The 18,138-nt window shown below is 33.1% G+C and carries 19 protein-coding genes; 2 read left to right on the forward strand and 17 right to left on the reverse strand.

What is annotated here, in order from left to right; genetic code table 11:
- Position 1: 1 nt before the first annotated feature.
- The 16 genes from AC5LXV_RS00755 to AC5LXV_RS00830 form a co-directional block, all read right to left on the reverse strand.
- A complete protein-coding gene (locus AC5LXV_RS00755; protein ID WP_493467110.1) occupies positions 2–310 on the reverse strand; it encodes a hypothetical protein in 309 nt (102 codons plus the stop codon).
- A gap of 359 nt (positions 311–669) precedes the next feature.
- Entirely contained in the window at positions 670–1,092 is a 423-nt protein-coding gene (locus tag AC5LXV_RS00760) for an NTF2 fold immunity protein (RefSeq protein WP_493467111.1), read from the reverse strand.
- Between the two features lie 349 nt (positions 1,093–1,441).
- Positions 1,442–2,116, reverse strand: coding sequence for a hypothetical protein (locus tag AC5LXV_RS00765; protein WP_493467112.1), 675 nt, complete (start codon positions 2,114–2,116; stop codon positions 1,442–1,444).
- A 113-nt stretch (positions 2,117–2,229) separates the two neighbouring features.
- Complete coding sequence (locus AC5LXV_RS00770) at positions 2,230–2,904, reverse strand: hypothetical protein (RefSeq protein WP_493467113.1); 675 nt, start codon at positions 2,902–2,904, stop codon at positions 2,230–2,232.
- Positions 2,905–3,451: 547 nt separating this feature from the next.
- Positions 3,452–3,862 (reverse strand): hypothetical protein, encoded by a 411-nt coding sequence (locus AC5LXV_RS00775; protein ID WP_493467114.1) that lies wholly within the window; start codon positions 3,860–3,862, stop codon positions 3,452–3,454.
- A 32-nt stretch (positions 3,863–3,894) separates the two neighbouring features.
- Positions 3,895–4,035 carry a hypothetical protein gene (locus AC5LXV_RS00780; RefSeq protein ID WP_493467115.1) on the reverse strand — a complete coding sequence of 47 codons (141 nt, stop codon included), beginning with the start codon at positions 4,033–4,035 and terminating at the stop codon, positions 3,895–3,897.
- Positions 4,036–4,505: 470 nt separating this feature from the next.
- Positions 4,506–4,922: an NTF2 fold immunity protein gene (locus AC5LXV_RS00785; RefSeq protein WP_493467116.1), complete on the reverse strand. Its 417-nt coding sequence runs from the start codon at positions 4,920–4,922 to the stop codon at positions 4,506–4,508.
- 116 nt (positions 4,923–5,038) lie between these two features.
- A complete protein-coding gene (locus AC5LXV_RS00790; protein WP_493467117.1) occupies positions 5,039–5,458 on the reverse strand; it encodes an NTF2 fold immunity protein in 420 nt (139 codons plus the stop codon).
- A gap of 355 nt (positions 5,459–5,813) precedes the next feature.
- Positions 5,814–6,494 carry a hypothetical protein gene (locus AC5LXV_RS00795; protein ID WP_493467118.1) on the reverse strand — a complete coding sequence of 227 codons (681 nt, stop codon included), beginning with the start codon at positions 6,492–6,494 and terminating at the stop codon, positions 5,814–5,816.
- Between the two features lie 113 nt (positions 6,495–6,607).
- Positions 6,608–7,282: a hypothetical protein gene (locus AC5LXV_RS00800; RefSeq protein ID WP_493467119.1), complete on the reverse strand. Its 675-nt coding sequence runs from the start codon at positions 7,280–7,282 to the stop codon at positions 6,608–6,610.
- A gap of 113 nt (positions 7,283–7,395) precedes the next feature.
- Positions 7,396–8,070, reverse strand: a complete 675-nt coding sequence (locus AC5LXV_RS00805) for a hypothetical protein (protein WP_493467120.1) — start codon at positions 8,068–8,070, stop codon at positions 7,396–7,398.
- Positions 8,071–8,338: 268 nt separating this feature from the next.
- A complete protein-coding gene (locus AC5LXV_RS00810; RefSeq protein WP_493467121.1) occupies positions 8,339–9,013 on the reverse strand; it encodes a hypothetical protein in 675 nt (224 codons plus the stop codon).
- 111 nt (positions 9,014–9,124) lie between these two features.
- Positions 9,125–9,799 carry a hypothetical protein gene (locus AC5LXV_RS00815; RefSeq protein WP_493467122.1) on the reverse strand — a complete coding sequence of 225 codons (675 nt, stop codon included), beginning with the start codon at positions 9,797–9,799 and terminating at the stop codon, positions 9,125–9,127.
- Positions 9,800–9,910: 111 nt separating this feature from the next.
- Positions 9,911–10,585 carry a hypothetical protein gene (locus tag AC5LXV_RS00820; protein WP_493467123.1) on the reverse strand — a complete coding sequence of 225 codons (675 nt, stop codon included), beginning with the start codon at positions 10,583–10,585 and terminating at the stop codon, positions 9,911–9,913.
- Positions 10,586–11,239: 654 nt separating this feature from the next.
- On the reverse strand, positions 11,240–11,563 hold the full coding sequence (locus tag AC5LXV_RS00825) for a hypothetical protein (RefSeq protein ID WP_493445534.1): 324 nt from the start codon (positions 11,561–11,563) through the stop codon (positions 11,240–11,242).
- Between the two features lie 732 nt (positions 11,564–12,295).
- Positions 12,296–14,491 carry a heavy metal translocating P-type ATPase gene (locus tag AC5LXV_RS00830; RefSeq protein ID WP_493467124.1) on the reverse strand — a complete coding sequence of 732 codons (2,196 nt, stop codon included), beginning with the start codon at positions 14,489–14,491 and terminating at the stop codon, positions 12,296–12,298.
- Positions 14,492–14,611: 120 nt separating this feature from the next.
- Here AC5LXV_RS00830 and AC5LXV_RS00835 point away from each other — a divergent pair, with 120 nt between their 5' ends.
- Positions 14,612–15,016 (forward strand): winged helix-turn-helix transcriptional regulator, encoded by a 405-nt coding sequence (locus AC5LXV_RS00835; RefSeq protein WP_493467125.1) that lies wholly within the window; start codon positions 14,612–14,614, stop codon positions 15,014–15,016.
- A gap of 88 nt (positions 15,017–15,104) precedes the next feature.
- Here AC5LXV_RS00835 and suhB read toward each other — a convergent pair whose 3' ends face one another.
- On the reverse strand, positions 15,105–15,908 hold the full coding sequence (gene suhB, locus AC5LXV_RS00840; RefSeq protein WP_065577905.1) for an inositol-1-monophosphatase: 804 nt from the start codon (positions 15,906–15,908) through the stop codon (positions 15,105–15,107).
- A 492-nt stretch (positions 15,909–16,400) separates the two neighbouring features.
- Between suhB and AC5LXV_RS00845 the strand changes: the two genes are divergently transcribed.
- On the forward strand, positions 16,401–18,116 hold the full coding sequence (locus AC5LXV_RS00845) for a ShlB/FhaC/HecB family hemolysin secretion/activation protein (protein WP_493467126.1): 1,716 nt from the start codon (positions 16,401–16,403) through the stop codon (positions 18,114–18,116).
- Positions 18,117–18,138: the final 22 nt, after the last annotated feature.

An 18,138-nucleotide genomic window follows, 5' to 3' on the forward strand; every position in this document is an offset into this window, starting at 1 on the left:
TTTAATCATAATTTTCTGGTTTTATCGGTGGTCTGATAGAATCCTCAGGGGGCAGATATGTAACTCCTAATTTCGCCCCTTGAGAACGGTTATGCGAATAATATTCCAATACATAGTTTTCTGCATTTGTCATAAACTCTCTAACTTCCTTAGATTTAGGCCCGTAAAATCTACCTTTTTCATTCCACCATACAACCGCATCAGTTATATGAGCCATATCTGCATATTTAATATCATACCATTTACCATCAGTTGGACTTTTAAACACCGTCTCATCGTCGAAACCACGAACAAAATCTTTCTTACGCAATCGATCTATAACTTCTTATAACTTCTCGGCCTGTTTTACTCTTTTTACCAGGAGTCTTTCCCATGTATTTTAGGCGACAACTTATTAACCCCCACGGGTCAATCCAAGAAAGTGTATTAGGCGCATATTGGTAAAGGTTAATCCCCAATTAAACCTATCGGGTCTTGTTGGATAAATTATCATTAATGTGAATACTTGATAGTAACAAATTACAATGCAGAATTAATTATCAGCTGATAAGGTTATTTAATTAAGTTATCCTAAATACATCAACACAATTTTTTCGTTTAATATGATTTAGTTAATGGTGTATTAATACTCAGGCACGGGAAGAGCAGCGACGCGCTCTTCCATATCATTTATAAACTACTCTTACACCATCTACCGTCATATTCAAGCACCTCACGTTTGTCAACTCGCCATTCCTTATTTTTAAAAATTAACGTATATCGATATTCGTATACAACTCCCGTATCAAATTTTTTATGAACCTCAATTACTATTTTTTTATTATTAGCACTTAATTCACAACTAATGATTTCACCATCAGGAGTAAATGTCGATGGAAACTGCGTAGATAAAGCAACCTGCAATCCTCGTTTTCTTTCTCTAACCGTTACATATTTTTCATAAATGGCATCAATTTCTTGTTTTAGCTCTTTTCTATAATTTAAATTAACTCCTAAATTCGCACATCTAAACTCAAACCAGTAATCTTCCCATTTCTTCATTTCTGTTAAAAATAGTTTTAATACTTTTAATGCTTGCTCTGTAGAACTCATTTACCTTTCCTAATTTTCAAAAATATCAAAAAGAACTCATTATTGTCAGGGGATAATCTTTCTTGTAACAGTCCGCGTCCGTTATAATGATACCTAGTCACCGTGCCATCAAAATCGTGTACCGCTTTCACTAAGACAGCTTGATTATAAATGTACTGTTGACAACTGCCATCCACCCGCTCAATCATGGTGAGAGGATTAGCGACTGGTAAGTGTGATTATCCAGTGCATCCACTTCTTCAATAGTGGTCACAATATTTGTGCTAACACCAGTTTAAAAAGTAAAAGTTAATCACAAAGTACTTTGATAATCGATCATCTGAAAACTACTCCATTTTTAACTTAATTTTCATGAGGCAGTTAAATACTTATAAAAGAAAATAAGCTCATTATTAGATTTATATAGTGTTAAAGAATAATTATATTTTTCATTTAACTCAATAATTCGGTTTTGTTTTTTCAAAAGGTACAAAGCTTGGTATATTGTATGGTCAATTATCCATTGTTCCGGATTAGATTGAATATCCGAAACCCATTTTTCAGTAAATAAAACACTTTGCACTAGTTGCGCTTTCCAATTAGGAATTTCATTGATATCATCAAAAACAGAAAACCAAATAGAAAATCGATCATTAAAGTCAGACAAAGGTTCTTTTTCCTCTTTGAAATTACGCCAATCAGTTACCATTCCTAAATTATAATCGCTAAGTCTTATCTTCATTGCGTATTTTATCATTTCATCACTACGTCCATCTAGACGAATAAAATCCTCATCTAACCATACTTTTTTAGCTACTTTATTCACTTCTTTCATAAATGGTTTATTCAATAATTTTAGGCGTAAATGTAGTGAAAAATAGCCCTTCCTTTTCGAAAGAAGTATTTCATATTGATATATATTGTTAGTGTTACTATCATGAAATTCAAATATATTTTTCTTTTGCACAAATCCTTTTTGTTCAAACAAAGGGCCAATTACTTTTGCTATATCGGATATAACTTCATCTCTTGTTGTCTTATTCATTGTGTAGTCATTTCTTATAGTAGAAGATGCATTTTTAAATAATTGACGACAATGAAAAGCACCCAATAATTCATTGCCTTATTTGAGTCGAAACTCCCTGTTTCGCTTAGCTTTTACAATTCAGTTAAATACTTATAAAAGCACATAAGCTCACCTTTATAATTGTTTCCCTTTAACAAATAATTATATTTTTCATTTAATTCGATAATTCGGTTTTGTTTTTTCAAAAGGTATAGAGCTGGGTATGCTGTATGGTTAATTATCCATTGTTCCGGATTAGATTGAATATCCGAAACCCATTTTTCAGTAAATAAAACACTTTGCACTAGTTGCGCTTTCCAATTAGGGATTTCATTAATATCATTAAAGGCAGTAACCCAGATAAAAAATCGATCATTAAAATCAGACAATGATTCATTTTTCTCTTTAAAATCACGCCAATCTGTTACCATCCCTAAAATAAAATCTCTAAGTCTTGATTTTATTGTACTTTTTATTGATTTATCATCCCAACCTTTAAGATAATCATAATCCTTATCTAATAATACCTTTTCAAGAACTTTATTCACTTCTTTCATAAATGGTTTATTCAATAAATTTAGGCGTAAATGTAGTGAAAAATAGCCCTTGCTTTTCGAAAGAAGTATTTCATATTGATATATATTGTTAGTGTTACTATCATGAAATTCAAATATATTTTTCTTTTGCACAAATCCTTTTTGTTCAAACAAGGGCCCAATTACTTTAGCTATATCGGATATAACTTCATCTTTTGTTGTTTTATTCATTTTTTCCTAACTCTTATGGCAATACTTGTATTACTTCAACGATGATACCTTTTGTTTTTTTAGTTGCAAGTAGATTTCCATCTTTATCTTTTGGTTCATTTTTCCTAAATATTCCCTATTTTTTTCCATTTTTGCGTCCCTTATTGCCACTCAAGCGATTGAGCAGCTACTCGCCTAAAATCAGACCGTGATTAAGATATTTTTAGATGCTTTATTGACTAAAAAGCAGATTAAATTTCTGGATAAATAATATCAATTTAACACTAAAACAGATGCGACTTTACCTTGATACCTAAAACCGCTAACCACAACTAACTAATATGGAGTTAATTATGGCTAAGCCACATTCTAAGTTACAACTCATCACAGATTGATATTAAAGGCCGCTGGCTGGAACAGTTATGATTTTTTCCGGTCTGGCTATTACCGTCACCATTGAGTAGGGCAAGCTGATTATTCAGCCTGAGATACAGATTTAATTAATCACAAAAAAAATAAGACCTGAATTCTGGTTTTCCTCAACTTAGTTGTTAAACTTATTATTAATTCACCAAGTTCTAGTTCTCATTGCTGTGGTGAATTTATTTGACACTCCGTCAAAATAAACTGTTATATTATTTTTAATAAGTAATATTTTTTGATTATCTATATACTCTTCTTCTTCATATTCAACTTTAATTTGTTTCAGATAGCCTTTGAACTCATCATAATTAGTATTCTCTGTAATCTTATTTTTATTTATGTAAACTTGTTTAAGACGATCAATTTCAAATTGTATTAAACATAATTCATTCATATCAAATAGATATTCTATTCCTTGTGAATACACACCGTATGACTCATCTTCTTTACTGATCAAATATACTTGGGGGTATTCAAGTTTAGAAATAACCGTATTTAGATCTTCCCCAAAGGTAACAGGGAATGTTTCCCCTTTTAAGAATTTTTCAAAAATCATTTTATATCCTCTTCTATTGCCGCTAATATTTTCTAAAATCTTTCTAAGCCACGTTTAGCTTTCTTATATATTCCTGAACTTGGATTATCATGAGTTAAGATTTGTTCAAATTCAGCAATAGCTTTTTTTGTCTGAAATCTCTCCTCTGTCATTATTTTGGTATCTTTAGACATTCCCTTAATTACTTTATCCGCATCTGTTAATACTTTCGGATTTTTAGTTAAATCACCCCAGCGATACCATTTCCCATTATTACCTAATACAGCCTCGGCAACTTTTTTGTCTTTTACAATATATCAGCATGAGGTCCTTTAGTGTGGACATCATTCTTATAAGACTGCATTTTTACATAACAACTCAATCCCCACAGGTCAATCCAAGAGAGTGTATTAGGCGCATATTGGTATAGATTAATCCCGCCGCCAGTCCTATCGGGTCTTGTTGGATAAATTATCATTAATGTGAATACTTGATAGTAACAAATTACAATGCAGAATTAATTATCAGCTGATAAGGTTATTTGACTAAATTATCCTTAATACATCAACACATTTTTTTCGTGTAATATGATTTAGTTAATGGTGTGTTAATACCCAGGCTAAAATTGATACGGGGAGAGCAGCCACGCGCTCTTCTATATCATTTATAAAGTATCCTTGATCCATCTACCGTCATAATCAAGCATCTCTCTTCTATCCACTCGCCATTCTTTATTTTTAAAAATTAATGTATATCGATATTCGTATACAACTCCCGTATCAAATTTTTTATGAACCTCAATTACTATTTTTTTATTATTAGCACTTAATTCACAACTAATGATTTCACCATCAGGAGTAAATGTTGATGGATACCGCGTAGATAAAGCAACCTGCTTTCCTAGTTTTCTTTCTCTTACCGTTACATATTTTTCATAAATTGCATCAATTTCTTTTTTTAGTTCTTCTGTATAATCAACTTCTGGATTTTCATACTGTACCTCGTACCAATAGCTTTCCCATTTATTCATTTCTGTTAAAAAAAGTTTTAATACTTTTAATGCTTGCTCTGTAGAACTCATTTACTTTTCCTAATTTTTAAAAACTTCAGAAAAAACTTTTTCCCCATTATCAAATACCTCATAGAATATAGTCGTTCTATTCGGAAAGAGCAGGGAAACCTCTTCCCCTTTATTATTTATAAAGTATCCTTGATCCATTTATTTTCACTAAAAAGAAACATCTCTCGTCTATCAACTCGCCATTCCTTATTTTTAAAAATTAGCGTATATCGATATTGGTATCTAACTCCCGTATCAAATTTTTTATGAACCTCAATTACTATTTTTTTATTATTAGCACTTAATTCACAACTAATGATTTCACCATCAGGAGTAAATGTCGATGGAAACTGTGTAGATAAAGCAACCTGCAATCCTAGTTTTCTTTCTCTAACCGTTACATATTTTTCATAAATTGCATCAATTTCTTTTTTTTGTTCTTTTGAATAATCAATTTCTAGATTCTCAAGCTGTAAATCACGCCAATAATCTTCCCATGTCTTCATTTCTGTTAAAAAAAGTTTTAATACTTTTAATGCTTGCTCTGTAGAATTCATTTACCTTTCCTAATTTTCAAAAATATCAAAAAGAACTCATAATTGTCAGGGGATAATCTTTCTTGTAACAGTCCGCGTCCGTTATAATGATACCTAGTCACCGTGCCATCAAAATCGTGTACCGCTTTCACTAAGACAGCTTGATTATAACTGTACTGTTGACAACTGCCATCCACCCGCTCAATCATGGTGAGAGGATTAGCGACTGGTAAGTGTGATTATCCAGTGCATCCACTTCTTCAATAGTGGTCACAATATTTGCGCTAACACCGGTTTAAAAAGTGAAAGTTAATCACAAAGTACTTTGATAATTTATAATCTGACTTTGGAAACTACTCCATTTTTAACTTAGTTTTTATGATGCTGTTAAATGCTTATAAAAGTACATAAGCTCATCTTTATAATTGCTTCTCTTTAACAAATAATTATATTTTTCATTTAATTCGATAATTCGGTTTTGCTTTTTCAAAAGGTACAAAGCAGGGTATGCTGTATGGTTAATTATCCATTGTTCTGGATTAGATTGAATATCCAAAACCCATTTTTCAGTAAATAAAACACTTTGCACTAGTTGCGCTTTCCAATTAGGGATTTCATTAATATCATCAAAGAAACACATCCAAATAGAAAATCGATCCCTAAAGTCAGACAAAGATTCATTTTCCTCTTTAAAATCGCGCCAATCAGTTAACATTCTTAACCTAAAATTGCTAAGTCTTTCCTTCATCAATTCTTTTATCGTTTCATCAGTGAGATTTTTTTTTAGACAACGAATAAAATCCCCATCTAACCATTCTTTTTTAGATACTTCATTCACTTCTTTCATAAATGGTTTATTCAAAAAATTTAGGCGTAAATGCAGTGAAAAATAGCCCTTCCTTTTCGAAAGGCGTATTTCATATTGATATATATTGTTAGTGTTACTATCATGAAATTCAAATATGTTTTTCTTTTGCACAAATCCTTTTTGTTCAAACAAAGGTCCAATTACTTTTGCTATATCGGATATAACTTCATCTCTTGTTGTCTTATTCATTGTGTAGTCATTTCTTATAGTAGAAGATGCATTTTTAAATAATTGACGACAATGAAAAGCACCCAATAATTCATTGCCTTATTTGAGTCGAAACTCCCTGTTTCGCTTAGCTTTTACAATTCAGTTAAATACTTATAAAAGAAAATAAGCTCACCTTTATAATTGTTTCCCTTTAACAAATAATTATATTTTTCATTTAATTCGATAATTCGGTTTTGTTTTTTCAAAAAGTACAGAGCTGGGTATGCTGTATGGTTAATTATCCATTGTTCCTGATTAGATTGAATATCCGAAATCCATTTTTCAGTAAATAAAACACTTTGCACTAGTTGCGCTTTCCAATTAGGGATTTCATTAATATCATCAAAGACACACATCCAAATAGAAAATCGATCCCTAAAGTCAGACAATGATTCATTTTTCTCTTTAAAATCACGCCAATCAGTTACCATTCCTAAACTAAAATCGCTAAGTCTTGATTTTATTGTACTTTTTTTTGATTTATCGTCCCAACCTTCAAGATAATCATAATCTTTATCTAATAATACCTTTTTAAGCACTTCATTTACTTCTTTCATAAATGGTTTATTAAATAAATTTAGGCGTAAATGCAGTGAAAAATAGCCCTTCCTTTTCGAAAGGCGTATTTCATATTGATATATATTGTTAGTGTTAGTATCATGAAATTCAAATATGTTTTTCTTTTGCACAAATCCTTTTTGTTCAAACAAAAGCCCAATTACTTTAGCCATATCTAATATAACTTCATCTCTTGTTGTCTTATTCATTGTGTAGTCATTTCTTATAGTAGAAGATGCATTTTTAAATAATTGACGACAATGAAAAGCACCCAATAATTCATTGCCTTATTTGAGTCGAAACTCCCTGTTTCGCTTAGCTTTTACAATTCAGTTAAATACTTATAAAAGTAAATAAGCTCATCATCAGCGTCATAGCTTGTTAAAGAATAATTATATTTTTCATTTAACTCAATAATTCGGTTTTGCTTTTTCAAGAGGTACAGCGCTGGGTATGCTGTATGGTTAATTATCCATTGTTCCTGATTAGATTGAATATCCGAAACCCATTTTTCAGTAAATAAAACACTTTGCACTAGTTGCGCTTTCCAATTAGGGATTTCATTAATATCATTAAAGGCAGTAACCCAGATAAAAAATCGATCATTAAAATCAGACAATGATTCATTTTTCTCTTTAAAATCACGCCAATCTGTTACCATCCCTAAAATAAAATCTCTAAGTCTTGATTTTATTGTACTTTTTATTGATTTATCATCCCAACCTTTAAGATAATCATAATCCTTATCTAATAATACCTTTTCAAGAACTTTATTCACTTCTTTCATAAATGGTTTATTCAATAAATTTAGGCGTAAATGTAGTGAAAAATAGCCCTTGCTTTTCGAAAGAAGTATTTCATATTGATATATATTGTTAGTGTTACTATCATGAAATTCAAATATATTTTTCTTTTGCACAAATCCTTTTTGTTCAAACAAGGGCCCAATTACTTTAGCTATATCGGATATAACTTCATCTTTTGTTGTTTTATTCATTTTCATAACTTCCATAATGGTACATATGTTACGCTAGTAGTAACATCAGTTGTAAATACTTTTGAAAGAATCGTGCCATCAATTTTAGTTGGCGCTTTTTTTCCAAATTCACCCTTTCCAGATCGAATAGTAAGTATGATTACCCAGCGCATCCACTTATTCAATAGGGCACAATATTTGCGCTAACACCGGTTTAAAAAGTAAAAGTTAATCACAAAGTACTTTGATAATCTATCATCTGGAAGCTACTCCATTTTTAACTTAGTTTTTATGAGGTAGTTAAATATTTATAAAATAAAATAAGTTCATCATCTGAGCTATTTTTCGCTAACAAATAACTATATTTTTCATTTAACTCAATAATTCGGTTTTGTTTTTTCAAAAGGTACAGAGCAGAATAGTATGTATTATTAATAATCCATTGTTCCGGATTAGATTGAATATCCGAAATCCATTTTTCAGTAAATAAAACACTTTGCACTAGTTGCGCTTTCCAATTAGGGATTTCATTAATATCATCAAAAACAGAAAACCAAATAGAAAATCGATCCCAAAAGTCAGACAAAGATTCATTTTCCTCTTTAAAATCGCGCCAATCAGTTAACATTCTTAACCTAAAATTGCTAAGTCTTGATTTTATTGTACTTTTTTTTGATTTATCGTCCCAACCTTCAAGATAATCATAATCCTTATCTAATAATACCTTTTCAAGAACTTTATTCACTTCTTTCATAAATGGTTTATTCAATAAATTTAGGCGTAAATGCAGTGAAAAATAGCCCTTCCTTTTCGAAAGTAGTATTTCATATTGATATATATTGTTAGTGTTAGTATCATGAAATTCAAATATGTTTTTCTTTTGCACAAATCCTTTTTGTTCAAACAAAGGCCCAATTACTTTTGCTATATCGGATATAACTTCGTCTTTCGGTGTTTTATTCATTTTATTCATTTTTCATAGTAGAAGATGCATTTTTAAATAATTGACGACAATGAAAAGCACCCAATAATTCATTGTCTTACTTGAGTCGAAACTCCCTGTTTCACTTAGTTTTTACGATTCAGTTAAATACTTATAAAAGAAAATAAGCTCATTTTTATAAAAGCTTCTCTTTAACAAATAATTATATTTTTCATTTAACTCGATAATTCGGTTTTGTTTTTTCAAAAGGTATAGAGCTGGGTATGCTGTATGGTTAATTATCCATTGTTCCGGATTAGATTGAATATCCGAAATCCATTTTTCAGTAAATAAAGCACTTTGCACTAGTTGCGCTTTCCAATTAGGGATTTCATTAATATCATTAAAGGCAGTAACCCAAATAGAAAATCGATCCCTAAAGTCAGACAAAGATTCATTTTCCTCTTTAAAATCGCGCCAATCCGTTACCGCCCCTAAACGAAAATCGCTAAGTCTTTGCTTGATTGATTGTTTTACCATCTTATCATCCCAACTTTTAGGATAATCATAATCCTTATCTAACAATACCTTTTTAAGTATTTCATTCACTTCTTTCATAAATGGTTCATTAAATACACTTAGGCATAAATGTAGTGAAAAATATCCCGAACTTTTCGAAAGCCATATTTCATATTGATATATATTGTTAGTGTTACTATCATGAAATTCAAATATATTTTTCTTTTGCACAAATCCTTTTTGTTCAAACAAAGGCCCAATTACTTTTGCTATATCGGATATAACTTCGTCTTTTGGTGTTTTATTCATTTTATTCATTTTTCATAGTAGAAGATGCATTTTTAAATAATTGACGACAATGAAAAGCACCCAATAATTCATTGTCTTATTTGAGTCGAAACTCCCTGTTTCGCTTAGCTTTTACAATTCAGTTAAATACTTATAAAAGAAAATAAGCTCATTTTTATAAAAGCCTCCCTTTAACAAATAATTATATTTTTCATTTAATTCGATAATTCGGTTTTGTTTTTTCAAAAGGTACAGAGCAGAATAGTATGTATTATTAATAATCCATTGTTCCTGATTAGATTGAATATCCGAAATCCATTTTTCAGTAAATAAAACACTTTGCACTAGTTGCGCTTTCCAATTAGGGATTTCATTAATATCATTAAAGGCAGTAACCCAAATAGAAAATCGATCATTAAAGTCAGCCAAAGATTCATTTTCCTCTTTAAAATCGCGCCAATCCGTTACCGCCCCTAAACGAAAATCGCTAATTCTTTGCTTGATTGATTGTTTTATCATCTTATCATCCCAACTTTTAGGATAATCATAATCCTTATCTAACAATACCTTTTTAAGTATTTCATTCACTTCTTTCATAAATGGTTCATTAAATACACTTAGGCATAAATGTAGTGAAAAATAGCCCTTGCTTTTCGAAAGAAGTATTTCATATTGATATATATTGTTAGTGTTACTATCATGAAATTCAAATATGTTTTTCTTTTGCACAAATCCTTTTTGTTCAAACAAAGGTCCAATTACTTTAGCTATATCGGATATAACTTCCTCTTTTGGTGTTTTATTCATTTTCCTAACTTCCATAGCGATACATGTGTTTTACTAATAATCAATTGTATATTGTTCTGAAACAGACGAGCCATCAATTTTTATTATCTTTCTTTTCCAGAGCGAGTAACTTTATCTTTTAATATTTGAGTCTTTGTTTCGTTAGCATAATCCTATTTAACCTCAATAGTTATTATTTTTGCCTGTTTTTTTACATAAAATTAGATGAAAAATCTCAACATTAGGATTCTTTGATAACTTGTTAAAAATATGTTTTTCAGCATCGTTTTCATTTGTCCTATTTAAGACATTAATGTTGCACTACATCCAAATCCCGATTGCTTCAGTTTTTTCCTTTATGGAGTTGCAGCGTTTTTCACCTAAAATACTATATATTAATTACGGTTAAGTCACAATTTAATTTAAAATCATGTATTTGCAAAAATAAGTCACGGCAACTCACCGAACTATTTTACATCATTGGTTACACGCCCTAAGGGATAAAATCCAACCCCAGATCACCGTATTAAAGGATACTTATTTGAGCTGATAGGCTTTTATGTTGGGAAAGCGGTTGTCGTCAAAATTGAAGATAATCCGTTAATTATTAAACTTGTAATGCAGATCTAGGAATAAATAAAAATAAAATCCTTAATAATTAGGTCACAATTGACTTCAGTCATCAGGCCAAATTAATCCATCATTAAATTTTTCATACCAATATCTTCTTGAATGAATATCATCTCGATCAAAATGATAGACAAAGTCTTTTAAACGATCGTTTAAATTAAATTCATATTTATACATAGCTATCGATAATTTTTGTTGAATATCATACAATTTATTAAAGAGTTCCTGACTCTCATCAAAAGTCTTTTCTTTCATCTTTAAAATAAGTTCTGAACACTCAACCTCATATTTCATCAATATTTTTCTAATAGACGAAGATAAATCACGATATCTAATTAATTCATTTTCTAAAATAGGCCAAATTTCCACAATTACCTCTTATTCTTATCTTACCGTTACATATTTTTCGTAAATGGCATCAATTTCTTTTTTAGTTCTTCGGTATAATCAACTTCTGGATTCGCATACTGTAACTCACACCAATAGCTTTCCCACTTATTCATTTCTGTTTAAAACAGTTTTAATACTTTTTAAGCTTGCTCTGTTGAATTTATTTATTTTTCCTAATTTTAAAAACATCAAAAAGAACTCGTTTCCCATTAGTAAATACATCATAGCCTATTCTAGTTTAGTTAATCATCCACAGTTTGGTTCATAATTATTAAACATGTTGTAGTGTAAACACTCAACAACTTCCATTCGTCGGCGCAATCATAGTGAGGTGATTGGCTGCTCAATAGTGGTAATGCTTGCTTTGACTAGTGCATTTGCTTTAATTTTATGCATCTACATTCATCATAATTCCAATAATGGCTACAACCAAAGCAGTCAACAAATCACCTAAAATAATCATTTGCTGTATAGTAAGTATGATCACCATGTGCATTCTCTTCCTTAACCGAGGTACTCCATTTGATAAAACTGATTTAAGGAATGCTAAGACCTTACTCTCTAGAAAGTAGAGATGCAAATTGTCATTATCTTTAATTTAGAAAGATGTGCCATCATTCCATCAATGCAGATAATATTTGAATTGATGGCATGTTTTAAGATCTGTTTTATCACCATAAAGCATTTATGGTGCATTTATTCAAAAGAAAACTATTTTGCTTCAGAACGCGCTTGCCACCGTTTTAACAATAAAGCATTAGTCACCACACTTACACTGCTAAGTGCCATAGCTGCGCCAGCTATCATTGGATTTAAGAAGCCGAAGGCCGCAAGTGGAATGCCAATTAAATTGTAGAAAAATGCCCAAAATAAGTTTTGTTTAATTTTATTGTAGGTTCTTCTTGAGATATCAATAGCATCAGCAATTAAAAATAGATTGCCGCGCATCAAGGTTATACTTGCTGCATGCATCGCGACATCAGTCCCCGTTCCCATAGCAATACCAATATCAGCTGCTGCTAAAGCTGGTGCATCATTAATACCATCACCCACCATTGCCACTTTATGATTGCTATTGCTAAGGTTTTGGCTCTCTTTTTGTAATTGATAAATATAATTAGCTTTATCTTGTGGTAAAACCTCAGCAATAACTTTATCTAAATGTAATTGCTGTGCTACATAATTAGCCGCTTGTTGATTATCACCAGTTAACATAACCGTATTTACGTTTAATTGATGTAATGCATCAATGGCGCTTTTCGCTTCCGATTTAATCACATCGGCAAAACCAAATAAGGCTAATATCACAACACCATTTTCCGATTGCTGTTTAGCTAAAAATGAGATTGTATAGCCTTTTTTGGTAAGCTCATTAATTTTATCCTGCATATCCACAAAATAGGCATTTAACGATTTCATCCAACGCAAACTACCCAAATAATATTCATGATTATCAATGGTTGCCATTACCCCTGAACCTGCAACCGAGGTAATATTTTGCGCATAATTATACGATTTAGCTTTCGCTAAAATTGCTTTAGCGAGTGGATGCTCACTTCCAGCTTGCATTGATGCCGCTAGTGCGAGAATTTGATCGGCAGTTTCTCTGCCCATCACATCCAGTTCAACTAATTCTGGTTTACCAATGGTTAATGTGCCAGTTTTATCAAATGCTACCGTATTAATGTTATGTAAGGTTTCAAGCGCCTCGGCATCTTTAATCAAAATACCATGGCGAGCAGCAACACCCGTACCAACCATTATCGCAGTTGGTGTCGCCAATCCTAATGCACATGGGCAAGCAATCACTAACACGGCGACCGCATGTAGCAAAGCTTGTTGCCAATCATGAGAAATAAAGCCCCAAGCAAGCAGTGTAATCAGTGCAATCAATAAAATCACGGGAACAAAAATAGCACTAATCCGATCCACAATACGCTGAATTGGCGCTTTTTTCGCTTGGGCAGACTCGACCATAGCAATAATTTTCGACAACGTAGAATCAGCTTGAACGGCCGTGGTTTTTACCATTAATAACCCTTCGCCATTAATTGTACCACCGGTTACGATACTATTGAGGGTTTTACTAACCGGGAAACTTTCCCCCGTCAACATAGATTCATCACAACTCGATGCGCCGTCAATAACCACACCATCTACTGGAATTCGTTCACCTGGTTTGATCACAACCACATCATCAACCTTAACCTGACTTATCGGCAAACTTACCTCTTGATCACCTTGTCGAACTAATGCAACTTCCGGGCGCAGCGCGGAAAGTGCTTCAATCGCTTGGGTCGTTTGATGTTTAGCTCTTGACTCTAACCATTTACCAATCAAGATTAACGTAATAATAACCACCGATGACTCGAAATAGAGATGATCGTTATTACCAATAATAAGCTGATAAAGTGACAATCCATAAGCCGCACTGGTACCAATAGCCACTAACAGATCCATATTACCGGACAACGCCTTAGCAGCATTAAAACCACTACGATAAAACTTAGCACCAAGCCCAAATTGCACAACCGAGGCAATCACTAATTGCAACCAAGCTGGCATCATCCAATGAATGCCAAATGGCTCAAGTAACATCGGCAACACAAAAGGAATCGCTAAGATAACCGAGATAATAATCGGCCAGAGTGACGCTTGCTTATTTATATCTTTGGCGTGAATTTCCGGCTCGGTAATCTTCACCGCGTGGTAACCGGCTTTATCTACCGCAGCCATTAAAGTGTCTAATTTAACATTGGCATTGGCCTCAACGGTGGCCTTTTCGGTTGCTAGGTTAACACTAACATCAATCACGCCATCAATCTTTCTTAATGCTTTTTCTACACGACTAACGCATGATGCGCAGCTCATCTCTTCAACAAAAAAATGGTATTCGACAGTTTTCATTTAACACATCCCTTAATTTTTGGTCTGGTTTAGATAGCTATTGTAATAATAATTATCCTTTTAACAAGAATGCACTTTTTTGATATATACTACCCAAAAAGATACTATTGAGATAACCAAATGCAAAATGATTCAATAAACAAAAATTGCTGTGAAAAAGAGCATCAATCTATCACCCGTTGTCCAGTTGATGCCACAATTAATATGATTGGTGGTAAATATAAATCGCTCATTTTATGGAAACTAATGACCGAAATCACCTTGAGATTTTCACAATTACAGAAAGAAATTCCAACCGCTACACCTAAAATGCTAACCCAACAGCTACGTGAACTTGAAGCAAATGGCCTAATTAATCGACACGTTTATCCCGTCGTACCACCTAAAGTAGAATATTCTTTAACCAACTTTGGCAAAAGTATCAAACCAGTCCTCGAATCAATGTATACTTGGGGTAGTGACTATTTAAACAATCAAGGCTTACAAGTTAATTGTTCCATGACAGCAATAACTGATCCACAATGACCAATGGCAAATTTATTTTTTTTGATAAACGGTATAAAGACAAAATGCAGGGATAAGACAGCCCCGCATTTAGATAAAGAAAGTAAAACTAATTACGCAAATTTTCTGGCCAATCGTTTTGAGTAGAAACAAGCAGATCTTTAACGATTCTTGGATTTCCAGCCACAATATTACCAGAAACCATATAGTTATTACCGCCCGCAAAATCGGTAACCACACCACCAGCTTCACGTAAAATCAGCTCACCTGCGGCAATATCCCATGGTTTTAGGCCGATTTCAAAAAAGCCATCTAAGCGTCCTGATGCTACATAAGCCAGATCTAACGCGGCTGAACCTGTACGACGAAAATCACCACACTTAGTAAATAACTTTTGCAATACCGCGAAATAACAATTACTGTGTTGTTTAGCTTTAAAAGGAAAAGCTGTTGCAAGCACACTACCCTCTAAATCTTTCGCATTACTTACTCGAATACGGTAACCATTTAACTGCGCACCTTTACCGCGAGCAGCCGTGAAGAGTTCATTACTCATCGGATTATAAACGACAGCAACTTCCGTTTTACCTTTAACACGAGCCGCGATAGAAACCGCAAAATGAGGAATATTCTTAATAAAATTGGTGGTACCATCAATTGGGTCGATAATCCATTGCGTGTCAGCATCATTACCTTTAGCTAATCCGCTTTCTTCAGCAATAATCGTATGATCAGGATACGCTTTCTTGATCGTTTCGATAATTAAAGCTTCAGCAGCACGATCGGCGTTAGTAGCAAAATCGTTAGCACCTTTAGTGTCAATTTCGATTGAACTTGGATTTTCATAAGCCTTAATGGCCACATTACCTGCTTTACGAGCAGCACGAATAGCGATATTCAGCATCGGATGCATAATTTTTTTCCAATTGATGATGTTAAAGAACGGGTTGATTTAGTAAAACGTAAATCTTACTAAAATTTACGCTAAAAATTGCCGCATAGTATAAAGGTTTTGTATTAGCTTTGCTAGCCATTGTTGCTTAAAGGAAATGACAAAATCAATTTTACATAAACTTTTTCGCAAAATCTATTTAGAATCAATTTAATGTTTTGTTGTGATTAACAACAACAATTAGATAATACAGAGTTATTAATGGTTATCTTTAAATTCGCACTAATAATAAATCGACAATAAAAAATAACTTATAAAATGCATTAAAAATGCCTAAAATACAAGCGGATCAAATAATAAGCAAAGCAAATCCTATTAAATAAAACATTAAAAATCATCATAAAATGATGAATCTCAATTTTTTGCATCGACATTGAATCGGTTCAATGTTAACATTATTTGGTATAGATTTGTGTGTAATGATGTTTCATTGTTAATTTTATGGATTTATTAATGAAAAGGTATTTATTGGCATGTAGTCTCATAGTTTTACCCACGATGGTTACGTTAGCTGAGCCACCACCCACGCAGCAACTTAACAATCGACAGCTTATCAATCAAGTTAGTGATCAGCAGCTTATCCATCAACAAGAGCGTGATAAAGCCATTCAAGATACATTAACCCCTTCATCACCCGACATTCATCTATTAGCTCCCAGCAACGAAACCGGTGAAATCATTTTTCCAACTGAACCTTTATGCTTTAACATCGAGCAAGTGCAATTATTGGAAAGAGATAAGTTACCTTGGTTTATTCCTATCAATAAACTAGCACGTCAGGCAGACCATCATTGCCTAGGAGCAGAAGGTATTAGTTTACTGATGAGTAAAATTCAGGACCGATTGGTTAGCTATGGTTATATTACCACTCGCGTAGTTGTGCCAGAACAAGACCTGACATCCGGAACATTACAGCTATTATTGGTTGAAGGTAAGGTCAGAAAGCTCTACTACAGTGATGATAGCGATAAATATGCGCAGTTATATACCGCTATGCCGGTAAGAGAAAATCACACACTTAATCTGCGCGATATTGAGCAAGGTCTGGAAAACTTACAACGCTTGCCGACTGTATCGACACAAATGGAACTGGTACCGGGAGACAAACCGGGTGAAAGTGATGTAGTTATCTCCCGCCGACAAAGTAAAATGTGGCGCTTAGGCTTATCAGTTGATGATTCGGGCACCAAAACCACTGGGCGTGACCAAGGTGGCGCTACCCTATATTTAGATAACTTATTATCGTTAAGTGATTCTTTTTACGCCTCAGGTGGCCATGATATTAATGGTAAAGGCAAGTATGGTTCACGTAACTTTCTATTATCCTATTCAATCCCGTTTGGTTATTGGTTGCTCAGCACCTCATTATCAGGCAATAAATATCATCAAACCATTGCCGGGCAAAATGAAAATTTTGAGTATAGTGGTCGCAGTCGCAATGCCAATATTCAATTAAGCCGAGTCATTCATCGTAATGAGTCGCAAAAAACCACCTTAAGTTATGGTATTACGCTTCGTGAGTCTCATAACTATATCAATGATACTGAAATGGAGCTTCAACAGCGTAAAACCACCAACTGGCAATTAGGTTTACAGCATCGACATTATATTAACGATATCACCTTAGATGCTGGGGTAACTTATCAAAAAGGGGTTAGATGGTTTAATGCTAAAAAAGCGCCAGAAGAGAATAATGGCGAATATGACAGCAGTGCTTTAGCTAATATTTTTCTCATTAACTTCTCAGCCAATATTCCTTTCAATATCAAACAACAACCGTTTCGTTATCGTTTTGACTATCAGGGTCAATATACACGAGGCGATCATTTAACTTCACCGGATCAATTTTCCATTGGTGGACGTTGGTCGGTGCGCGGTTTTGATGGCGAGCTAACCTTAAGAGCAGATCATGGTTGGTATATCCGTAATGAACTAGTCTGGCAAGCCCCCTTTAATCATGAGCCGTACTTAGGCATCGATACAGGTGAAGTCTCAGGTGCCAAAAGTGAATACTTATTAGGTCGACACCTAACCGGTGGCGTAATAGGCATACGAGGAAATAATTATGGTTTTTATTATGACCTTTTTGCCGGCAAACCGATTCACAAACCCAAAGGTTTCCACACCAATCCATTAGCATTAGGCTTTAATGTTAACTGGAACTATTAAAATAATAATAAAGATATACAAA

This window comes from Gilliamella sp. LMG 34359, from assembly GCF_984569085.1.